Here is a 19,879-nt window from a genome sequence, read left to right as displayed (position 1 = left end):
CCGCTGGCCTTGCCTATGAGTAGTCACGGGCGCCGAAGATGGCGGTGCCGACCCGCACCATGGTGCTGCCGTGGGCTATCGCCAGTTCAAGATCCTCGGTCATCCCCATCGAGAGGGTATCCACCGTGGGGTATTGTCGCGCAAGCTCGGTGAACAGAGTCTGCATACGGGTCATTTGGGCGGCCAGTACGCTCTCGTCACTGGTGTGCTCGGGAATGGCCATCAGCCCCCGCAGCACCAGTCGCTCACTTTGAGAGACCAGCTCGGCAAGGCGGAAAATCTCTTGTTCCGACGTTCCGGATTTGCTGCTCTCTCCGCTAATATTGATTTGCAGACAAACATTTAGCGGTGCCATTGTAGTTGGGCGCTGGTTGTTGAGGCGGTCGATCAGCTTGTCCCGATCCACGCTCTGCACCCAGTCAAATCGTTCGGCGACCAGTTTGGATTTGTTCGATTGCAAAGGGCCGATAAAGTGCCACTCTATGTCGCTATATTCCGGCTGCTGGCGCAAGGTATCGATCTTGGCCGCTGCTTCCTGAGCGTAGGATTCGCCAAAGCAGCGCTGACCTGCGGCATGGGCAGCCATGATGGCCTCGACCGGCTTGGTCTTGCTCACGGCCAGCAGGCGGATCTGCTGCAAGTTGCGGCTCGCCCGTTCGGCGGCCTGGGCAATACGTTCCTTTACCTGAAACAGGTGCTGGGCAATCTGGTTCATATTTCGTTAGTGATCTTGTGATGGGAGAATGACAAGTCTATGGATATCACAGAGTTATTGGCTTTCAGTGTAAAGCATAAAGCCTCGGATCTACACCTCTCGGCCGGGGTTCCCCCGATGATCAGGGTTGATGGTGAGGTTCGCAAGATCAATTTGCCAGCCCTGGAACACCGGGAAGTGCATGCCCTCATTTACGACATCATGAACGACCATCAACGCAAGGAGCTGGAGGAGAACTTCGAGGTCGACTTCTCGTTCGAGGTGCCCAATCTGGCCCGTTTCCGGGTTAACGCCTTCCAGCAGGCGCGCGGTTCAGGCGCGGTATTTCGTACCATCCCCAGCACTGTGCTGAGCCTCGAAGATCTCGATGCGCCGGAGATCTTCCGCAAGATCGCCGAATTCCCGCGCGGTCTGGTGTTGGTGACCGGCCCGACCGGCTCGGGTAAATCGACCACCCTGGCGGCCATGGTCAACTACATCAACGAGAACTTCCATCACCATATCCTCACCATCGAGGACCCCATCGAATTCGTCCACGAGAACAAGCGCTGTCTGGTGAACCAGCGGGAAGTGCACCGCGATACCAAGAGCTTCAGCAACGCCTTGCGCTCGGCCCTGCGGGAAGACCCGGACATCATTCTGGTGGGCGAGATGCGCGACCTTGAGACCATTCGTCTGGCCATGACCGCCGCCGAAACTGGCCATCTGGTGTTTGGCACCCTGCACACCTCGTCGGCGGCCAAGACCATCGACCGTATCATCGACGTCTTCCCCGGCGCGGAGAAGGACATGGTGCGCTCCATGCTCTCCGAATCCCTGCGGGCGGTCATCTCCCAGACCCTGCTCAAGCGTATTGGCGGTGGCCGGGTGGCGGCCCACGAGATCATGATGGGCATTCCTGCGGTGCGTAACCTGATCCGGGAGGACAAGATTGCCCAGCTCTACTCGGTGATCCAGACCGGGATGACCCACGGCATGCAGACCATGGATCAGAGCCTCAAGCAGCTGGTGAGTCGTGGCGTGGTGGCATCCCTCGATGCCAAGGCCAAGGCTGTTGATCCCAACAGCATTTAAGCGACTCGCACCCAGGGAGGGATAGATGATGAATCTGGATGATCTGCTGAGCGAGCTGGTCGAGCGAAAGGGATCGGATCTGTTTGTGACGGTGGGCTCGCCGCCCACCCTCAAGGTGAATGGCCATCTGGTGTCGCTGGGGGGGGAGGCGCTCGACAAGAAGGGGGCGTTGACGCTGGTCAGGGATACCCTCAGCAGCGATCACTTCGAGCGCTATATCCGCACCAAGGAGGCCAACTACGCGATCTATCGCGAAGCGCTTGGCCGTTTTCGGGTCAGTGCCTTCTGGCAGCAGGAGCTGCCCGGCATGGTGGTGCGGCGTATCGAGACCCGCATTCCCACCTTTGAAGATTTGCAGCTACCCAAGATCCTGCAAGAGGTGGCGATGGCCAAGCGGGGGCTGGTGCTGTTTGTCGGCGCCACCGGGGCGGGCAAATCGACTACCCAGGCGGCGATGATCGGCTATCGCAACCAGCATGCCGATGGTCACATTCTGACGGTGGAAGATCCGGTGGAGTTCGTCCATCAGCATGGTCGCAGTCTGGTGACCCAGCGAGAGGTGGGGATCGACACCGAGTCGTTCGATGTGGCGCTGAAAAGCTCGCTGCGTCAGGCACCGGACGTGATCCTGATCGGCGAGATCCGCAGTCAGGAGACCATGGAGTTTGCCCTGCAGTTCGCCGAGACGGGACACCTTTGTCTCGCCACTTTGCATGCCAACAATGCCAACCAGGCGCTGGATCGCATCCTCCATCTGGTGCCGCAAGACAAACACCGCCAGTTCCTGTTCGATCTCTCTTTCAACCTCAAGGCCATCGTCGCTCAGCAGCTGGTGCCAAGTATGGATGGCAAGCGGCGCTGCGCTGCGTTCGAGATCCTGCTCAATACCCCGCTCATCACCGACATCATCCGCAAGGGGGAGATGCATCGCCTCAAGGAGGTGATGACCAAATCCACCGAGCTGGGTATGCAGACCTTCGATCAGGCGCTCTTTAGCCTGTTCTGCGCCGGCCAGATTGGCTACAGTGAGGCACTCGCCCACGCTGACTCGGCCAACGACCTGCGACTGCTGATCAAGCTCTCCGGTCGCGAGCGGCTCGGTACCGGCACGCTGGACAATGTGACGCTGGATGAATGAATCATGGGGCCGCTCTGCCGTTCGGCCCCTCGCCATAAAGGAACGTTATGCTGATTGTGGTTTCCCCGGCCAAGACGCTGGATTACGAGTCACCGCTGGTGACACCCCGTTTCACCCAACCCGAGCTGCTGGATCACTCCGCCGAACTGATTAGCCGGGCCCGCCAACTGAGCCCGGACCAGATCGCCACTTTGATGAAGATCAGCGACAAGCTGGCCGGTCTCAATGCCGCCCGTTTTGCCGAGTGGCAGCCAGATTTCACCCCCGCCAATGCCCGTCAGGCGCTGCTGGCCTTCAAGGGGGATGTCTACACCGGTTTGGCGGTGGAGGATTTTAGCGAGGCCGATTTTGACTTCGCTCAGGCACACCTGCGGATGCTCTCCGGCCTCTACGGCGCGCTTCGCCCCCTCGATCTGATGATGCCCTATCGGCTGGAGATGGGGACCAAACTCGACAATAGCCGCGGTAAGGATCTCTACCAGTTCTGGGGGGAGGTGATCACTCACCATCTCAACGACGCGCTGGCAGCGCAGGGGGATGAAGTGTTGATCAATCTGGCCTCCGACGAGTATTTCAAGTCGGTACGCCCCAAGAGCCTGAAAGGGCGGATTGTCACACCGGTGTTCAAGGATGAGAAGAACGGCCAGTTCAAGATCATCAGCTTCTACGCCAAGAAGGCGCGCGGCATGATGGCCCGCCACATCATCAAGCACCGTCTGACCGAGGTGGAGCAGCTGACCGGTTTCAACGCCGAGGGCTACTACTTCGTACCGGAAGAGTCGGACGCCAATACCCTGATGTTTAAACGCGCCGAAAATTAATTACAAAAAGAGGGAACCAATCTTTCGACCCGCGGGTCTGAATATGTGAATCCTCTGTTGTAAGCACTTTTTATTCGCCGACGTTTGATACGTCGGCTTTTTTATTGCCGTTTTTATTGTCCATCGATTGCCTTCGCCGGGACTATGTGGTTCAGATAGACTCAAGACAGGGAGCGAGTCGTCGTGAGGTGAATATGGAACAGAAAAATGCCATTCGGCAGGTTGCCGTACCTTGGGCTCCGTCCCGCCAGCTACCACCCGGGCTGGTCGTTGCCGAGCTGCATCAGGATCTCTGGAGCGACTCCCTGACCATCATGCTGGGGCGGGCACGCAGCATCGATCTGCCCCCGCAAATCCTCTGCCGGGTCTATTTTCGCCATATCTACGCCCTGCGGGTTATCGAAGATTGCGATCTGGCCGAGGGGAAGGATAGTCACACCATCGAAGAGCAGATCCAGCTCATCACCCCATCCCGTTTTGCCAGCTGGTTCCATCAGGAGTCGGACGGCCTGCATCTGGATGAAGATCTGCAGCACTATCGCATCTCGACCTGGGATTATTGCGCCGATGTGCTGACCTCCTCGGCGCCGGAGCTGCAGTTCCTGCCCCAGAGCGAGTAGCCAGCTGTTACGTCAGAGGCGAAGGATGATCCTTCGCCTCTTGGTTTTTGGGTAGGTGCAGATTTTGTGGCGCTCAGGCCACTCAACCCGGGTGGTGGCCTGTTGTGTCGGCACAAAAAAAGCGCCTCAGAGGAGGCGCGGGGAAAAAGACAGATTGGAAGCGTCACATGGGTGCTACTTGAATCAGCGAATGAGCCGTGCCATTCAAGTATGGAGCCATCATGCCAAGCTCAATCTGAAGTAGTTCTGAGGCGATTCTTCATTTTCTGTTCATCTTGTCAGCAAAGCGTGGCCACTGATTGAAAGCCTTTTCATTCTGGCCACGATATTGTCCCGTCCCTCTCCGAGGCGGTCATCGTGTTATGGGGCCAGCTCGAATGTTGTGCCAGTCTGTTCCAGTTCCAGCAACCAGCGCTTGATGGGAATGCCGCCAGCATAGCCGGTCAGCTCGCCGCTGCGTCCGATCACCCTATGGCAGGGCACTATGATGCTGAGCGGATTGCGGCCGTTGGCGGCGCCCACCGCCCGCACTGCCTTGGGATTGCCGATAGCCTGGGCAATCTCGAGATAGCTCACGGTCTCGCCATAGGGGATATCACACAAAGCGTTCCACACCGTTTGCTGGAACGGGGTGCCCTTCGCTGCCATGGGCAGATCGAACTGCTGCAATTTTCCGGCAAAATAGGCGGTGAACTGCTCGACGAAAGGAGCAAGAGTCAGGTCATCACGCAGCCACTCATCGGTCGGAGTTACCGGCTGCTCCCCCTGTACGAACTCCACATAGCGCAGGCCATCCTGATCGATGGCGACCAGCAGGGGGCCGCGGGCGCTGTCGCAAAAACTGTATCTCATCGGCTGACATCCTTTGGGGGCTGGGGGGGCTCAGTCCAGTACCGGTTTGCCGCGGGCGGACTTGATATCCCCCTTGCGTTTCTTGGCATCGACCCGTTTGCGCTGGGAGCTGCGGGTCGGCTTGGTGGCATGGCGAGCCTTGGGGCGCCAGGCTGCTTTCTTCAGCAACTCCACCAGACGGCTCATCGCCTCCTTGCGGTTCATGTCCTGGCTGCGATGGCTCTCGACCCGGATCAGGATAAAGCCATCGTGTACCCGGCTGTCGCTCAGCTTGTCGAGACCCTCCTTGTAGAGGGGCGTCAGGCTGGGAGAGTTGCGGTAATCGAAGCGCAACCAGACGGCGGAGTCGGTCTTGTTGACGTGCTGTCCACCGTTGCCCTGTGCCCGCATGGTCTGAAATTGCAGCTCATGCCAGGGAATCGTGACGCTGTTGGAGATAACTAACATGCTGTTTTGCTCTTGTTTGGTGCATACCCGCTGACCGCTGCAGCATGGTGCCTCATTATGGGGCGTGCTGGCCAGTTATGGGGATGTGCCTGGCGAATGGCGCCGACATTAAACTCTATCTATATGAAATAAAACAATAAAAATACTTGGCATAAGAATTGAAACCCGATTCATGACACACCATGGATTGGGAGCAACCAGATGAAGCTGATTAGTGCGATTATCAAACCGTTCAAGTTGGACGATGTCCGCGAGGCTATTGCCAACCTGGGGGTGGAAGGGCTGACCGTGTCCGAGGTCAAGGGATTTGGCCGCCAGAAGGGACACACCGAATTATACCGGGGAGCCGAGTATCAGGTCGACTTCCTGCCCAAGGTGAAGCTGGAGATTGCTACCGCCGATGATAACGTGGAAGGGGTGATCGAGGCGATCTGCAAGGCGGCCTATACCGGCAAGATCGGCGACGGCAAGATTTTTGTCTACGACTTGCTGCAAGCGGTGCGCATCCGCACCGGCGAGAGTGACGACGAGGCGCTGTGATGAACCGCATCAGTGACGTACAGATCTGTTGACCTCCCGATCTCGGGGAATCCCGATGGAGTGAGCGCTTATTGAAGCCTGACCAACATAACGTTTTGCTCAGAAGAGGCCGAATGGGATTCCATCCGGCCTTTCTTTGTTGCTTTTAGCTATGTATTTGCTCACGCAAGCGGCAATGCCTCATGACGTGACTATCTTAGTTTGGTAACAGGGCTGGATGAATCTGCCTATCTGAGAACGTAGTATGCACAAGTGTTTTACACCCGTCTGATTCAGTGCGGCTGTCCGGTGATCTCATCCTGGGGCTTGTGTTGCCACACAGCACCGAGCAGCAGCTTGAGCAGTAGCCCGGGCGGGTTGTCCAGCAGCTTGCCGGACTCCAGCAGCAACTGGCCATCGGCACGAAACCCGAGGCTGGCATCTATGGTGCCATCCTCCGAGACCACCTGGATCAGGCCATTGAGGGCAGAGCGTTCACCGGGCTGACAGCGCAGCCGCAGTTCGCGGGGTTCCCCCAGCAGGGTGAAGGCGCGGCTCAGCGGGGGGGAGTCTTCATAGTCGGGCCAGTTGAAGAAGTGATACTGCTCGGCCAGGGTGCCTGCCTGCTGGCAGAACTGGTCGAATAGCTGCCCGATCGCCTGATACTCCTGATCGAGTCGTCTTGCCTGCTCTTCAATCCGTTTCATTGTTTACTCCTTGTCTATCCACTTGATCAGACATTGCTTTTCTGACCCCGTGACTGCCGTTTTCCAGATATGAGGCCAAATGGCCGCGAGGTCTGTGAGCCGGATCGAAGTTTCAGTCTGAAAACGTTATCTTGTTGAAACTGGATGGTTTTTTTGCCCTTCCGCTCACATTTGAATCGATTGCCGCTGATTAATATGGCACCGCCTGGCAATGACCGGGTGCTCGACTATCGAGACTAACTACAGCGGGAATTATAAAAATATGGATATGAAAAAGACCAAAGTGGCGCTGGTAACAGCCTCACTGCTCGCGCTTTTGTCTGGCTGTAATGACAACAGCTCATCTACTTCTACACCTGAACCTTCTGATGGACCTGTCGCTCGCTTGCCCAAGATGGATCCCCCCAAGGAGCTGCTGCAAGCAGGCCCCAACGAGGTAGTCATTGCGCTGGTGGATACCCAGTCGGCAGCCAAGGGGGCCAAGGCACCATTTGACAGCCACAGCCTGCACCTTTGGAACAACGATGCCTGTAACGCTACCTCTGATAGTGGCCTGAATACCGGGTGGGATGACAAGAGCAAGACTCCTGCCACTGCCGACAGCTTTGGTCCGGCCTGGGTTGTTCCGCTCAAAAATGTGGAAGGGTGCATCAACTTTATCGCTCGCAACGGCGATCTGGCCAACCTGACCGGCAGCGATATGAAGGTGAGCTTCAGTGAGCATCCGGATCGCACCGTGGCTATCGTCGCGGGTAAGAAAGATCTGTTTGGCAGCCGTGCCGAAGCCTTTACCGCCGCCTTTGGCGTGGCGGGGGCCAGCGCTCATCTTATCGATGGCAATACCCTGATTTGGCAAGGGGGCAAGGACAAGCCGCACGTTCGCCTCTATTACACCGACTCGGGCACTATCAAGGCCAATACCGATGGGGTGTTCGATTTCCCCTATATCAGCCTGACCGCGACCAGCCTCACTGCCGAGCAGCAGGCCAAATATCCGCATCTCAAGGATGCCGCCGCTTTTGCCCTGCCAACCGGTAAAGATCTCAAGCCCCTGCTCAAGGGGGAACTGGTGGCTATCGGCACCGATGCCGACGGTATCCTGCAAGGAGCGACCCTGGTGCAGAGCGCCGGTGCCCTCGATGCGCTCTATGCTCCCGAGGCGACCAAGCTGAGCTATGGCGCCGTGGTGGAAGGCAACCGGGTGACCTTCCGCCTCTGGGCGCCGACCGCCAAGTCGGTCAAGCTGGCCCTCTACAACGCCAGCCATCAGAAGAGTGGTGAAGTGGCCATGACCTTCGACAGCGCCAGCGGCAGCTGGAGTTACGAAGGGGGCAGCGAGCTGATCGGCCAGTTCTACCGCTACGATATGGAGGTTTACCATCCGCTGAGCCGCAAGGTTGAGCACTACGAGGTGACTGATCCCTACTCCTTGAGTCTGGCGATGAACTCCGAGTTCAGTCAGGTAGTGGATCTCGACGATCCGGCCCTGAAACCGGAAGGATGGGACAGCCTCAAGGCGCCACACAGCCAGCAGAACCCCGCCGATATCACCATCTATGAGGCCCATGTTCGCGACCTGACCGGCAACGATGCCTCCACCGATGAAGAGAAGCGCGGCAAATTTGTCGGCCTGACCCAGCTCGACTCTGTACCGGTCAACCATCTGAAATCCCTGGCAAAGAGCGGCGTCAGCCACCTGCACCTGCTGCCGGTGTTCGATATCGCCACCGTCAACGAGGATCCGGCCAAGGTGGCCAATCTCGGCGATGACTTCAGCAAGCTCTGTCAGGTCAATCCGGATGTGAAAACATCCAAATTTGGCGGCTATTGCGGTGGCGGTCAGACCGTGGGAGATGTGCTGGCCGACCTGCAAGGGGGCGACAGCAAGGATAATCCGCAGGTGCAGGAGCTTTCCGGTTACCTGCGCGGGGTCGACTCCTTCAACTGGGGTTATGATCCCTACCACTACACCACGCCGGAAGGCTCCTACGCGACCAACGCCGAGGGGACCAAACGTATTCTGGAGTTCCGCGAGATGGTCAAGGCCATCAAGCAGAACATCGGCATGAACGTGGTGATGGACGTGGTCTACAACCACACCAACGAATCCGGGCTCGGCCCCAAGTCGGTGCTCGACAAGATAGTGCCCTGGTACTATCAGCGCCTCAATCCGGAGACCGGCTCGGTGGAGAACTCCACCTGCTGCTCTAACACGGCGCCGGAACACGCCATGTTCGCCAAGCTGATGGATGACTCTCTGGTCACCTGGGCGCGCGACTACAAGATCGACGCCTTCCGCTTCGACCTGATGGGCCACCATCCGAAAGATCAGATGGTTCAGGCGTTGGCCGCGGTGAAGAAGGTCAATCCCGAGATGTACTTCTACGGCGAGGGGTGGAACTTCGGCGAAGTGCAGGATGACAAGCGCTTCGTGCAGGCTACCCAGAAGCATCTGGGCGGTACCGGCATCGGCTCTTTCTCGGACCGCTTGCGCGATGCGGTGCGCGGCGGCAGTCCGTTCGACGGCGGCGATACCATTCGCAAGACCCAGGGCTTTGGCAACGGTGCTTTCGTCGATCCTAACGAAATGAGCAAGGTGGATCTGGCTACGGCCTTGCACCAGTCCGATCTGGTGCGGCTCGGCATGGCGGGCAACCTCAAGGAGTTCGTGCTGACCGACAAGGATGGCATGCCGAAGAAAGGCACCGAGATTGACTACAACGGTCAGCCTGCCGGTTATGCCCAGGATCCGGTGGAAGTGCAGAACTATGTCGACAAGCACGACAACCAGACCCTGTTCGACAACCTGATCTACAAGGCTCCTGTCGGAGCCGATCTGGTGCGGATGCAGGGGGTCTCGCTGGCGACTGCCATGCTGGGTCAGGGCATTCCCTTCACCCACGCCGGTGTCGAGCTGCTGCGTTCCAAATCCATGGAGCGGGACAGCTATGACTCGGGCGACTGGTACAACAAGGTCGACTACACCCTGGGCGACAACAACTTCGACAAGGGGTTGCCGCGCAAGGACAAGGATGGCGACAACTATCCGCTGATCGAGCAGGTGCTCGGCAAGCATGCCAAGCCGGGCTCGGCCGAGATGGCGCAGATGGTGAGCTTCTATCAGGAGCTGGCGGAACTGCGCAAATCATCGCGTCTGCTGCGTCTTGGCAGCGGTGCCGAGGTGATCAAGCGGGTCGACTTCCGCAATACCGGCCCGGATCAGGTGCCCGGCCTTATCGTCATGACGGTGGATGATGGCGTCAGTGCCGGGGCGGATCTGGATCCGGCCATCGATGGCCTGGTGGTGATGATCAACGCCACCAACCAGAGCCTGAGCATCGGCGACTTCCGTGACGGCAACGATCAGCCCATCGACCTGAGCGGTATGGTGCTTGGCAGCAAGCATCGCGCAGTCGACAGCATCGCCAGCGGCGCCGCCTATGATAATGGCCAGCTGACGCTGGGGGCCTGGTCGGCCGCTGTGTTCGTCAAGCCGCAGTCTGGTGCACAGGGCGCGGGCCTGCCAGTCAGCAAGAAGACCGACCTGAGCACCCTGCCACCGTTTGGCAACACCGATGTTTATTTGAAGGGGTTCCTCGATGAGTGGGGTAACACCAACCAGATGACCTTCAGCGGCAACTTTATGTACGAGTTCACTACCGAGGTGAGCACCGACAAGCTGGGTACCACCAACGTCAAGATCGCTGACGCCAGCTGGGGGCCGGTCAACTACGGCAGCTGCAACGCCGGTGACAAGCTGGTGGTTGGCACTCCTCTGACCCTTTGCAAGGGGGGAGAAACCGGCAATATCGGTGTCGATCTAGCCAAGGCAGGCAGCTACAAGTTTGTCTTCACCGCCATGAACAAGGACAAACCGACCCTGAGCGTCAGCTTCACCGAGCCGGTGCAGAGCTGCAAGGTGCTGGATACAGTGGCGGGCAATCCGCTCGGCTACAACCTGTTCGTCAAGGGTGAGCTCTCCGGCTGGAATGCCCAACCCCAGTACCAGCTGAGCTACAAGGGGATGGACGGCGATCTCGCCATCTATCAGGCGGCGTTCAACTATGCCGGCAGCACCGAGTTCAAGGTCGCCAACGAGGACTGGAGCAAGGAGTACCTGCTCAACGGTGGCGGCGCGGTGAACGCTGAAACCGGCTATTCGTTCGCCTTCTCCAAGGGTGGCAGTGCCAATAACAGCATCACCCTGCCGCAGGGGCTGTGGAGTGTGCTGGTGAAGGTTGACCCGGCTGGCGTCAAGGCAGGTACTGCCGTCATTCAGGAGTGCAGCGTCAAGTAAGCAAACCATTGAGTCCGGGGGATGGCTCGGCGCCCCCGGGTTGAATTCCACCTTGCCAAGGGTGGGATAACTCCGAGAGAGTAAGCAAAGCGCGACTGCCGACCGGCAGGCGCGCTTTTTCTTTTACGGGGTGCCGTGAGAGAAATGAGGGGAAAAAGAAAAGCCGCCCCGGTTGGGGCGGCGGTTGTTATTTCACGGTTTCTGATTGTGCGGGATTAGCGCTTGCGCAGCAGGCGCAGGGCGTTGGCGGTCACCAGCGCGGTGGCGCCGGTATCAGCCAGCACCGCAATCCACAGGCCGGTAATGCCGAGCAGGCTGGTGACCAGGAAGATGGCCTTCAGCCCCAGCGCCAGCGCAATATTCTGGTGAATATTGGCCAGTGCCGCCCGCGACAACCGGATCATCGCGGCAATACCGCCGAGCTGGTTGTGGGTCAGCGCCGCATCGGCGGTCTCCAGCGCCACATCGGTGCCGCCCCCCATGGCGATGCCGATACTGGCCCGCTTCATGGCGGGGGCATCGTTGATACCATCGCCGATCATGGCAACCTTCCGGGTGCTGGCCAGCTTGGCGATCTCTTCTACCTTGTTCTCCGGCAGCAGACCGGCGCGCCAGCCCATGCCCAGCTCGGTGGCGATCGCCTCGGCGGCACGGGGGTTATCCCCGGTCAACATGATGCTGTTGAGCCCGAGTCGTTTGAGCTCTTGCAGCGCGGCGGCGGCCTCCGGCCGGATCTGATCCCGCAGCGCCAGCAGGGCGACCGGCAGCGCTTGGTCGCCGCTGCTCTGGCAGAGCACCACGACGGTCTTGCCCTGCCGCTCCAGCGAAGCAATCCGGGTCTGCTGCTCCGCATTCAGGGTTGCCACCCGGCTCGGTGCCAGCAGTTGCCACAGTTCACCGTTGATGCGTCCCTCAACCCCCATGCCCGGCAGGGCACGCAGGTCGCGAGCCTCCGCCAGCGTCAGCCCCTGTTCGGTCGCGTTGGCGACCACGGCGCGGGCCAGCGGGTGGTGGGAGCCCTGCTCGATGGCAGCCGCCAGTGCCAGCAACTCGGCCTCCGGTTGGCCATTGAGGCTCACCAGCTCGGTCAACTGCGGCTTGCCCAGCGTCAGGGTGCCGGTCTTGTCAAAGGCGACTGTATCGATATGGGCCAGTCGCTCCAGTGCGGCCCCCCCCTTGATCAGCGCCCCCTGACGGGTTGCGGCGGCCAGCGCCGAGGTGACCGCTGCCGGGGTGGAGATGACCAGCGCGCAGGGGCAGCCAATGAGCAGCAGCGCCAGCCCGCGATAGATCCACTCGTCCCAGCTCTGGCCGAAGGCAAGGGGCGGCATCAGCACCACCAGCAGGGCGACCAGCATCATGGCCGGGGTGTACCAGCGGCTGAAGCGGTCGATAAAGCGCTCGATGGGCGCGCGCTGGCTTTCGGCCTCCTCGATGAGGTGCAGAATGCGGTCGATGGCGTTGTTGCCGGGCTCGGAGACGACTTCAAGGCGCAGCACTCGATCTGCAGCCAGACTACCGGCCGGCACCTTGTCACCCTGACGGCGTTCCACCGGAATAGACTCACCGGTCAGGGCGCTCTCGTCAAACGCACCGAGTTCATCGAGCAGGCGGGCGTCGGCAGGTAGACGGGCACCCGGGGCGATTTCGATAATATCGCCGGGACGCAGCTCATCGGCAGCTACCTCTTCCCACACCTCGCCCTCGGCAGTGGTACGGATCCGCAGCGCCTTGTCAGGCACCAGCGCCATCAGGGCGGTGACTCCGGCCCGGGCGCGTCCGGCAGCGTAGGCCTCCAGATGTTCCCCCAGCATAAAGAGCAGCAGCACCATGGCCGCTTCGGCGGTTTCGCCGAGGAACAGGGCGCCCACGGCGGCTACCGTCATCAGGGTCTCGATGGCGAAGGGGGAGCCGCTTTTGGTCAGCGCCCACGCCTTGCGAGAGATAGGCCACAGCCCCCAGAGGGTCGCTAGGGTAAAGAGCGGCTGACCGAACTCTTTCGGCAGTAGGGCGGCAACCAGCATCAGACTGGCCAGTGACAGGGGCTGCCAATATTTGCCCAGGGTGGTCAGCAGAGGGCTTTGGCGTGTTGCTTCCTTTGTGATTGTGTGGGCTGTATTGGCCTGAGCACCCTTGAGCTGGAAACCGGCGGCCAGCACGGCGGCGGTGACGGGATCGGGGGATAGGCCGGGGGCCAGATCCACCACCAGCTTCTCGGTGGCAAACAGCACGCGCGCCTGTTGCACGCCGCTCACCCGGCTGACGGCGGTCTCGATCTTGCGGGCGCAGCTGGGGCAATCCATTCCCATCACCTGCCAGCTATGGCGGCTGTTGCCTTGCGCAGGCGCAACCAGCGGGTCGGCAGGGGGCATATCGTGCCCATGCTCATGCTTATGATCGTGAGCTGGCGATAAGGGGGCGCTGCAGCACGCTTGATCGTGACAGCCTCCTCGGGGAGGCTCTTCATCCCCGGGGGATTCATTGCCGTCACGGGATGCGTGCTCATGAGGCGTCGGGGTTGAACAGCAACTGACGGGCGTGGTGTTGTCGCAGCAGTGGCTATCGTGGTGATGCTCACTCTGGCCGGGGGCCGCCTTGCTGACGGCCTTGATGGGGGCGGCGTGCTGATGATTGCAGCAGGATTTGCTCATGATGAGTCCCTCTTGATGGATCCCGCCCCTGCGAGATCCCTGATTACCGAGAAGGAGTCTAAACCTTGGTGTTAAGTCCAAGGTCAACCCCTTTATATCCCTTGTCTTCGCGGGTGTTTGTCTGGTCTCGCCGCCCCTATACTGATCACCCGGATTTTTACTACACCAATAAAGGACATAACACATGAGCAACTCAGTCACTCTGCAAGGCAACCCGGTTTCCGTCGCTGGTCACTTCCCGGTCGCCGGTGAGCAAGCCAAGCCCTTCTCCCTGGTGGCCAAGGATCTCTCCGACGTGACCCTGGCAAGCTTTGCCGGTCAGCGCAAAATCCTGAATATTTTCCCGAGCGTCGATACTCCCACCTGCGCGACCTCTGTGCGCAAGTTCAACGAGCAGGCCAGCGCGCTGGAGAACACTGTCGTGCTGTGCATCTCCGCCGATCTGCCGTTCGCCCAGTCCCGCTTCTGCGGCGCCGAAGGTCTGGACAAGGTAGTGACCCTCTCTACCCTGCGCGGTGCGGCCTTCATGGAAGATTACGGCGTGGCCTTCTCTTCCGGCCCGCTGGTAGGTCTGACCGCTCGCGCCATCGTGGTGCTGGATGGTGACAACAAGGTGCTGCACAGCGAGTTGGTCGCCGAAGTGGCCGACGAGCCGAACTACGCTGCGGCGCTGGCCGTGCTGTAAGGCCGCAAGCCATAAAAAAATCCCGCTTCGGCGGGATTTTTTTATGGCTATGATTTGTGGCATCGAGCACCCGCGGGGCTATTTTTGCATGTCAAACAGAACAGGCCACCTAGATATGAGTGTTAATGCGTTACGTAATAAAGTCTCGTAACCTTATGGCCATTATCCAACGTTGTATTTTTATGCAGCTCAATAATTGAAAATTCATTTTATTGATTAATCAGATGGTAGCCAGAGACGAAGAAAAACCTGCTTATAGCAGGTATGTTCTATTTTTGCCTTCGGTTTTTTCGTTGTATTGAGCAGCAAGAAACGATTTTCCATTGGTTGTTGCAGGAGATAGACTCAAACTAAAGCAATACGGTGGAAAATTTAACCATGAGTGACGTAATCAAAAAGTTCCTGAAGCTGGAGGCCGCCTCCGGAATTATTCTGATCATGGCTGCCATGCTGGCAATGATTTTGGCCAATACCGCGCTGGCTGGCGGGTATCAGGCGTTTCTCGACACCCCGGTGCAGGTGCGCATCGCGGCCCTCGACATCAACAAGCCGTTGCTGCTCTGGATCAACGATGGCTTCATGGCGATCTTCTTCCTGCTGGTCGGGCTCGAAGTGAAGCGCGAGATGCTGGAAGGGGCGCTCTCGACCCGGGTTCAGGCGACCTTCCCGGCTATTGCGGCGGTGGGCGGCATGCTGGCTCCGGCCTTGATCTACGCATTTTTCAACTATTCGGATGAAGTGGCGCGCGCTGGCTGGGCGATCCCGGCTGCGACCGATATCGCCTTTGCCCTCGGGGTGATGGCGCTGCTCGGCAAGCGGGTGCCGGTGAGCCTCAAGGTATTTCTGTTGGCGCTGGCCATCATGGATGACCTCGGCGTCATCATCATCATCGCGCTCTTCTATACCCAGCAGTTGTCGCTGGAGGCGCTGGCCATCGGTATTCTGGCAACCCTCACCCTGCTTTGGATGAATCGTCGTGGTGAGGACAGGATCAGCCTCTACATGCTGGTTGGCCTAGTGCTCTGGGTTGCGGTGCTCAAGTCTGGCGTCCATGCGACCCTGGCAGGCGTGGTAGTGGGCTTTATGGTTCCGCTTAACGGCAAGCGTTACGCCTCGCCGCTCAAGTATCTGGAGCATCAGCTGCACCCCTGGAGTGCCTATCTGATCCTGCCGCTGTTTGCCTTTGCCAACGCCGGGGTATCGCTGGAAGGGATTGGTCTCTCCTCCCTGCTGAGTCCGGTGCCTATGGGGATCATGCTGGGGCTGTTTATCGGCAAGCCGCTCGGGGTGTTCACCATCAGCTGGCTGTCGGTCAAGCTGGGCATCGCCCAGTTGCCGCCTGGGGTCAACTTCAAGCAGATTTTTGCGGTCAGCATCCTCTGTGGCATCGGGTTCACCATGTCGATGTTTATCGCGTCGCTCGCCTTCGAGCACGGTGGGCTGGATTACGGCAGCTACTCTCGCCTCGGGATCCTGGTGGGCTCCACCATGGCTGCGGTAGTCGGCTATCTGGCCTTGCGCATGGCCCTTCCCAAGGGTGAAGGGGAACAGAGTACGGAGGGACTATGAAGCTGCATACAGGGTTGTTGATGCTGTTGTTGAGCCCCGCGGCATGGGCCGGCGGGCTGGAGGATTGCAAGCAGGACGCCACTTCGGCGAACTGCTCTGCCTATCTGAACGGGGTGGTAGACAGCGCCCTGCTGCTGGGGGACAAGCAGGCCAAGGCGCGCTTTGGCGAGACCTTCTCCGAGCGGGCGCTAAGCAGCCGGGCTGGCGAGATGGTAAAGCGTTCCAACAAGCGTTATTGTGCTGACCGGATGCCTGACAAGGCGCGCCTCAAGGCCAGCCTGATGGAGCAGTTTGGCGCGAACAAGGTTGACTCGGTTAGCGACATGTATGACATTCTGGCGGTTGAACTCAGCTGCTACCGGAGTCCGCGTCAAGCGGGAACCCCATCGGATGTCACACCTTAACTACAACCATCTCTACTATTTCTGGATGACTCAGAAGAAGGGCTCCGTTACCCAGGCAGCGGAAGCCCTTTTTTTGACCCCGCAGACGGTCACCGGCCAGATCAAGCTGCTGGAGCAGCGCCTCGGTGGCAAGCTGCTCAAGCGCAAGGGACGCTCCCTTGAGGCAACCGAGCTGGGCCAGCTGGTATTTCGTTATGCCGACAAGATGTTCAGCCTCTCCTACGAGATGCTCGATATCGTCAACTACCGCAAGGAGAGCCAGATCCTGTTCGACGTCGGCATCGCCGATGCCCTCTCCAAGCGCCTTGCCAGCCGCGTGCTTCTCTCTGTCATCCCCAATGATGGTTCCATCCATCTGCGCTGTTTCGAATCGACCCACGAACTGCTGCTGGAGCAGCTGAGCGAACACAAGCTGGATATGATCCTCTCCGACTGTCCAGTGGACTCCAGCCAGCATGCGGGGCTGCTCTCCAAGCGGTTGGGTGGCTGTGGCGTCAGCTTCTTCTGCAAGGCGCCATTGCCCGAAAAGCCCTTTCCAGCCTGTCTGGAAGAGCGCAAGCTGCTGATCCCCGGTCGTCGTACCGCCATGGGGCGTCAGCTGACCCAGTGGTTCGAGCAGCAGGGTGTCTCCCCCAGCATTCTTGGCGAGTTTGATGATGCCGCCTTGATGAAGGCGTTTGGCTTCTTCAATCAGGGGATTTTCATGGCCCCCACCATCTATCGGGAGGAGATCCTCGAGGGGGAGGGGGTGATGCTGATCGGGGAAACCCAGGATCTGATGGAGGAGTATTACGTCATCTTCGCCGAGCGGATGATCCAGCATCCGGCGGTGAAGCGGGTCTGCGAGAGCGATTTTACCTTTCTCTTTTCCGGGCAGGAGAACTTCTCCGCCATCCAGCCGGCCACCCTGTCGTTTTAAAACGACCCGTCACCACGTATCATCGGCGATGAGTGGTAGAGGAGAGATGTGATGCAACTTGAAGAGATGGAAGCCAATGCGAGTAAGGCGGTGGCCTTGCTCAAGGCGCTGGCCAACGAGCGGCGGCTGTTTATTCTGTGCCAGTTGCTGGAGCGCGAACTGTCAGTGGGGGAGCTCAACGAGCGATTGGGATTGAGTCAGTCGGCCTTGTCACAGCATCTGGCGCTGCTGCGGCGGGATGAGCTGGTGACGACGCGCAAAGAGGCCCAGACGGTCTACTATTCGCTGCGCAGCCATGAGGTGCGTGAAATGATCAGTTTGCTGCATCGACTTTATTGCAGCGCAGATAAATAAAAAACCGGCACTAAGGCCGGTTTTTTCAGCTTTGATCAGCAGAAGCTGATTAAGCCATAGCTTTGATCTGGGCAGACAGGCGGCTCTTGTGACGAGCAGCTTTGTTCTTGTGGATCAGGCCTTTGGTCGCCATACGATCCATGATCGGCTGAGCAACAGCGAAAGCGGCAGTCGCAGCAGCTTTGTCGCCAGAGGCGATAGCAGCAATGACTTTCTTCAGGTAGGTACGGGTCATGGAACGACGGCTGGCGTTGTGCTGACGGCGTTTTTCTGACTGAAGAGCGCGCTTCTTAGCAGATTTGATGTTAGCCAAGGTAAAACTCCTAAAACTGTCTTAGCGAGTGTATTGAAAAGGCCCGGAAATATGCCCTTCCAACCACATATTGTCAAATGATTTGTGCAAATAAACACCGCCTCCCGGTGGTGTGTCAGTAGGGAGACGGTTAAACTGTCGGCCGATTCTAGCAGCATTCTTTTCATTCTGACAGTTCCAGAGGCCTCGTCTTGAGTAAGAAATTGATCAAATCCGGCATGATAGTGTCCGGAATGACGCTGGCATCCCGCGTAATGGGCTTGGTTCGCGATGTGGTCATCGCAAATCTGCTCGGTGCCGGGGTGGCCGCCGACGTCTTCTTTTTTGCCAATCGCATTCCCAACTTTCTGCGTCGCCTGTTCGCCGAAGGTGCCTTCAACCAGGCCTTTGTTCCCGTGATGACGGAGTACAAGAAAAATGGCGATGAGGGGGAGGTGCGTGAATTGCTGGCGGCGGTTGCGGGCACGCTGGGGGGCATAGTGACTGTGGTCACCCTGCTTGGTGTGCTGGGGTCGGGTGTGCTGACCGCGCTGTTTGGCTGGGGCTGGTTCTGGGACTGGCTGCATGGCGGCCCTGCGGCCGAGAAGTTCGAGCTCGCCAGTCTGATGCTCAAGATCACCTTCCCCTACCTCTGGTTTATCACTTTTACCGCCATGGCGGGGGCCATCCTCAACACCTTCGGCCGCTTTGCAGTCTCGTCGTTTACGCCGGTGTTTCTCAACATCACCATGATTGCGGCGGCCTGGTGGATTGCACCGCTGATGGACAAACCTGAGATCTCGCTGGCGATTGGTGTCTTTTTGGGCGGTTTGGTGCAGTTTCTGTTCCAGTACCCCTTTTTGCGCCAAATCAACATGCTGGTATGGCCCAAGTGGGGATGGAATCACCCTGGGGTGGTGAAGATCCGCACCCTGATGATCCCCGCCCTGTTCGGGGTATCGGTCAGCCAGATCAACCTGCTGGTCAACACTATGCTGGCTTCTTTCCTCGCGACCGGTGCCATCAGTTACCTCTACTACTCGGATCGCCTGCTGGAGTTCCCCCTCGGTCTGTTTGCAGTGGCCATCAGTACCGTGATCCTGCCTGCGCTGGCCAAGAAGCATGTGGATGCCGATCCGGCCGACTTCTCCCGCACCATGGATTGGGGGGTGCGGATGGTGATGTTGCTCGGTCTGCCCGCCATGATAGGCATTGCGGTGATGCGCGAGCCCATTTTGCGAGTACTGTTCATGCGCGGCGAATTTGGCCTGCATGAAGTGAGCATGTCGAGCGCCAGCCTGCTGGCCTCCACTACCGGTCTGCTCTCCCTGATGCTGATCAAGGTGCTGGCACCCGGTTACTACGCCCGTCAGGACACCAAAACTCCGGTGCGGATCGGGGTGATGTCGATGATTGCCAACATGGTCTGTAACCTCATCTTCATCTACCCGCTCGGTTACGTGGGGTTGGCGCTCTCGACCGCTTGCTCGGGTACTCTGAATGCGGCTTTGCTGTTCAAGGGGTTGTACCAGCAGAGCGTCTATCGTCCTTCCCGCCATACCGGCGTGTTCTGCCTCAAGCTGCTGGTCGCCAGCGTGCTGATGGGGGGCGTGCTCGCCTATCTGTCGCCGGATCTGGCCCAGTGGGGTGCATGGAGCATGGGCAAGGCCAGTTTGCAGCTGACCATGCTGCTGTCGCTGGGGGCTGCGGTCTATGCCGTGGTGTTGCTACTGCTGGGCATTCGGCCGCGTCACCTTAAATCGGGGCAGCAGTAGCCGTGATCCTGCGGCGTCATGGGGATAGTGCCTCATGGCG

Annotated in this window: 18 protein-coding genes; 12 read left to right on the top strand and 6 right to left on the bottom strand. The window is 59.0% G+C overall.

Annotated elements, in window-relative coordinates; translation table 11 throughout:
* Positions 1 to 13: 13 nt before the first annotated feature.
* The gene (locus AB5Y86_RS11720; protein ID WP_076495788.1) at positions 14 to 715 is read right to left on the bottom strand and encodes a YggS family pyridoxal phosphate-dependent enzyme; all 702 of its coding nucleotides are present in this window, start codon (positions 713 to 715) and stop codon (positions 14 to 16) included.
* A gap of 39 nt (positions 716 to 754) precedes the next feature.
* Here AB5Y86_RS11720 and tapT point away from each other — a divergent pair, with 39 nt between their 5' ends.
* From tapT to AB5Y86_RS11700, 4 genes are all read left to right on the top strand, one after another.
* The gene (tapT, locus tag AB5Y86_RS11715) at positions 755 to 1,789 is read left to right on the top strand and encodes a type IVa pilus ATPase TapT (protein WP_005340354.1); all 1,035 of its coding nucleotides are present in this window, start codon (positions 755 to 757) and stop codon (positions 1,787 to 1,789) included.
* A gap of 28 nt (positions 1,790 to 1,817) precedes the next feature.
* A complete protein-coding gene (gene tapU, locus AB5Y86_RS11710; protein ID WP_005340356.1) occupies positions 1,818 to 2,927 on the top strand; it encodes a type IVa pilus ATPase TapU in 1,110 nt (369 codons plus the stop codon).
* Positions 2,928 to 2,974: 47 nt separating this feature from the next.
* Positions 2,975 to 3,748 (top strand): peroxide stress protein YaaA, encoded by a 774-nt coding sequence (yaaA, locus tag AB5Y86_RS11705; protein ID WP_144715000.1) that lies wholly within the window; start codon positions 2,975 to 2,977, stop codon positions 3,746 to 3,748.
* Positions 3,749 to 3,942: 194 nt separating this feature from the next.
* Entirely contained in the window at positions 3,943 to 4,368 is a 426-nt protein-coding gene (locus AB5Y86_RS11700; protein ID WP_108613288.1) for a hypothetical protein, read from the top strand.
* Between the two features lie 360 nt (positions 4,369 to 4,728).
* On the opposite strand, the gene AB5Y86_RS11695 is transcribed toward AB5Y86_RS11700, so the two are convergent.
* A complete protein-coding gene (locus AB5Y86_RS11695; RefSeq protein WP_368192909.1) occupies positions 4,729 to 5,220 on the bottom strand; it encodes a methylated-DNA--[protein]-cysteine S-methyltransferase in 492 nt (163 codons plus the stop codon).
* A 30-nt stretch (positions 5,221 to 5,250) separates the two neighbouring features.
* Positions 5,251 to 5,667 carry an alternative ribosome rescue aminoacyl-tRNA hydrolase ArfB gene (gene arfB / locus AB5Y86_RS11690; protein ID WP_021230947.1) on the bottom strand — a complete coding sequence of 139 codons (417 nt, stop codon included), beginning with the start codon at positions 5,665 to 5,667 and terminating at the stop codon, positions 5,251 to 5,253.
* Between the two features lie 201 nt (positions 5,668 to 5,868).
* Between arfB and glnK the strand changes: the two genes are divergently transcribed.
* Entirely contained in the window at positions 5,869 to 6,207 is a 339-nt protein-coding gene (gene glnK, locus AB5Y86_RS11685) for a P-II family nitrogen regulator (RefSeq protein ID WP_005341406.1), read from the top strand.
* A gap of 272 nt (positions 6,208 to 6,479) precedes the next feature.
* On the opposite strand, the gene AB5Y86_RS11680 is transcribed toward glnK, so the two are convergent.
* Positions 6,480 to 6,893 carry a hypothetical protein gene (locus AB5Y86_RS11680; protein ID WP_005348835.1) on the bottom strand — a complete coding sequence of 138 codons (414 nt, stop codon included), beginning with the start codon at positions 6,891 to 6,893 and terminating at the stop codon, positions 6,480 to 6,482.
* A gap of 262 nt (positions 6,894 to 7,155) precedes the next feature.
* Between AB5Y86_RS11680 and pulA the strand changes: the two genes are divergently transcribed.
* Positions 7,156 to 11,190 (top strand): pullulanase-type alpha-1,6-glucosidase, encoded by a 4,035-nt coding sequence (pulA, locus tag AB5Y86_RS11675; protein ID WP_368192908.1) that lies wholly within the window; start codon positions 7,156 to 7,158, stop codon positions 11,188 to 11,190.
* Positions 11,191 to 11,405: 215 nt separating this feature from the next.
* Here the strand turns inward: pulA and AB5Y86_RS11670 are convergent, their stop codons facing one another.
* On the bottom strand, positions 11,406 to 13,841 hold the full coding sequence (locus AB5Y86_RS11670; protein ID WP_368192906.1) for a zinc/cadmium/mercury/lead-transporting ATPase: 2,436 nt from the start codon (positions 13,839 to 13,841) through the stop codon (positions 11,406 to 11,408).
* A 184-nt stretch (positions 13,842 to 14,025) separates the two neighbouring features.
* Here AB5Y86_RS11670 and tpx point away from each other — a divergent pair, with 184 nt between their 5' ends.
* The 5 genes from tpx (at position 14,026) to AB5Y86_RS11645 (ending at position 17,772) form a co-directional block, all read left to right on the top strand.
* Positions 14,026 to 14,526, top strand: coding sequence for a thiol peroxidase (gene tpx, locus AB5Y86_RS11665; RefSeq protein ID WP_005341463.1), 501 nt, complete (start codon positions 14,026 to 14,028; stop codon positions 14,524 to 14,526).
* Between the two features lie 378 nt (positions 14,527 to 14,904).
* On the top strand, positions 14,905 to 16,095 hold the full coding sequence (gene nhaA / locus AB5Y86_RS11660; RefSeq protein ID WP_005348917.1) for a Na+/H+ antiporter NhaA: 1,191 nt from the start codon (positions 14,905 to 14,907) through the stop codon (positions 16,093 to 16,095).
* Positions 16,092 to 16,499 carry a hypothetical protein gene (locus tag AB5Y86_RS11655; RefSeq protein ID WP_005348920.1) on the top strand — a complete coding sequence of 136 codons (408 nt, stop codon included), beginning with the start codon at positions 16,092 to 16,094 and terminating at the stop codon, positions 16,497 to 16,499. The genes nhaA and AB5Y86_RS11655 overlap by 4 nt, the downstream gene beginning before the upstream one ends.
* Entirely contained in the window at positions 16,486 to 17,418 is a 933-nt protein-coding gene (nhaR, locus tag AB5Y86_RS11650; protein WP_005340434.1) for a transcriptional activator NhaR, read from the top strand. The genes AB5Y86_RS11655 and nhaR overlap by 14 nt, the downstream gene beginning before the upstream one ends.
* A gap of 51 nt (positions 17,419 to 17,469) precedes the next feature.
* Positions 17,470 to 17,772 (top strand): metalloregulator ArsR/SmtB family transcription factor, encoded by a 303-nt coding sequence (locus tag AB5Y86_RS11645; protein WP_013724128.1) that lies wholly within the window; start codon positions 17,470 to 17,472, stop codon positions 17,770 to 17,772.
* Between the two features lie 49 nt (positions 17,773 to 17,821).
* Here the strand turns inward: AB5Y86_RS11645 and rpsT are convergent, their stop codons facing one another.
* Positions 17,822 to 18,085 (bottom strand): 30S ribosomal protein S20, encoded by a 264-nt coding sequence (gene rpsT, locus AB5Y86_RS11640; protein ID WP_005308808.1) that lies wholly within the window; start codon positions 18,083 to 18,085, stop codon positions 17,822 to 17,824.
* A gap of 191 nt (positions 18,086 to 18,276) precedes the next feature.
* Here rpsT and murJ point away from each other — a divergent pair, with 191 nt between their 5' ends.
* A complete protein-coding gene (murJ, locus tag AB5Y86_RS11635; protein ID WP_005348927.1) occupies positions 18,277 to 19,839 on the top strand; it encodes a murein biosynthesis integral membrane protein MurJ in 1,563 nt (520 codons plus the stop codon).
* Positions 19,840 to 19,879: the final 40 nt, after the last annotated feature.

This window comes from Aeromonas sp. s8, assembly GCF_040907785.1.
In the GTDB taxonomy this organism is placed as follows: Bacteria; Pseudomonadota; Gammaproteobacteria; order Enterobacterales; family Aeromonadaceae; genus Aeromonas; species Aeromonas veronii.
The sequence above is the reverse complement of the archived record's forward strand: the minus strand, read 5'-3'. Positions and strand labels throughout refer to the sequence as shown.

Bases quoted from the DNA above. Each gene is read 5' to 3' on its own strand.
- AB5Y86_RS11720 (WP_076495788.1), bottom strand. From the start codon at position 715: ATGAACCAGATTGCCCAGCACCTGTTTCAGGTAAAGGAACGTATTGCC.
- tapT (WP_005340354.1), top strand. From the start codon at position 755: ATGGATATCACAGAGTTATTGGCTTTCAGTGTAAAGCATAAAGCCTCG.
- tapU (WP_005340356.1), top strand. From the start codon at position 1,818: ATGAATCTGGATGATCTGCTGAGCGAGCTGGTCGAGCGAAAGGGATCG.
- yaaA (WP_144715000.1), top strand. From the start codon at position 2,975: ATGCTGATTGTGGTTTCCCCGGCCAAGACGCTGGATTACGAGTCACCG.
- AB5Y86_RS11700 (WP_108613288.1), top strand. From the start codon at position 3,943: ATGGAACAGAAAAATGCCATTCGGCAGGTTGCCGTACCTTGGGCTCCG.
- AB5Y86_RS11695 (WP_368192909.1), bottom strand. From the start codon at position 5,220: ATGAGATACAGTTTTTGCGACAGCGCCCGCGGCCCCCTGCTGGTCGCC.
- arfB (WP_021230947.1), bottom strand. From the start codon at position 5,667: ATGTTAGTTATCTCCAACAGCGTCACGATTCCCTGGCATGAGCTGCAA.
- glnK (WP_005341406.1), top strand. From the start codon at position 5,869: ATGAAGCTGATTAGTGCGATTATCAAACCGTTCAAGTTGGACGATGTC.
- AB5Y86_RS11680 (WP_005348835.1), bottom strand. From the start codon at position 6,893: ATGAAACGGATTGAAGAGCAGGCAAGACGACTCGATCAGGAGTATCAG.
- pulA (WP_368192908.1), top strand. From the start codon at position 7,156: ATGGATATGAAAAAGACCAAAGTGGCGCTGGTAACAGCCTCACTGCTC.
- AB5Y86_RS11670 (WP_368192906.1), bottom strand. From the start codon at position 13,841: ATGAGCAAATCCTGCTGCAATCATCAGCACGCCGCCCCCATCAAGGCC.
- tpx (WP_005341463.1), top strand. From the start codon at position 14,026: ATGAGCAACTCAGTCACTCTGCAAGGCAACCCGGTTTCCGTCGCTGGT.
- nhaA (WP_005348917.1), top strand. From the start codon at position 14,905: ATGAGTGACGTAATCAAAAAGTTCCTGAAGCTGGAGGCCGCCTCCGGA.
- AB5Y86_RS11655 (WP_005348920.1), top strand. From the start codon at position 16,092: ATGAAGCTGCATACAGGGTTGTTGATGCTGTTGTTGAGCCCCGCGGCA.
- nhaR (WP_005340434.1), top strand. From the start codon at position 16,486: ATGTCACACCTTAACTACAACCATCTCTACTATTTCTGGATGACTCAG.
- AB5Y86_RS11645 (WP_013724128.1), top strand. From the start codon at position 17,470: ATGCAACTTGAAGAGATGGAAGCCAATGCGAGTAAGGCGGTGGCCTTG.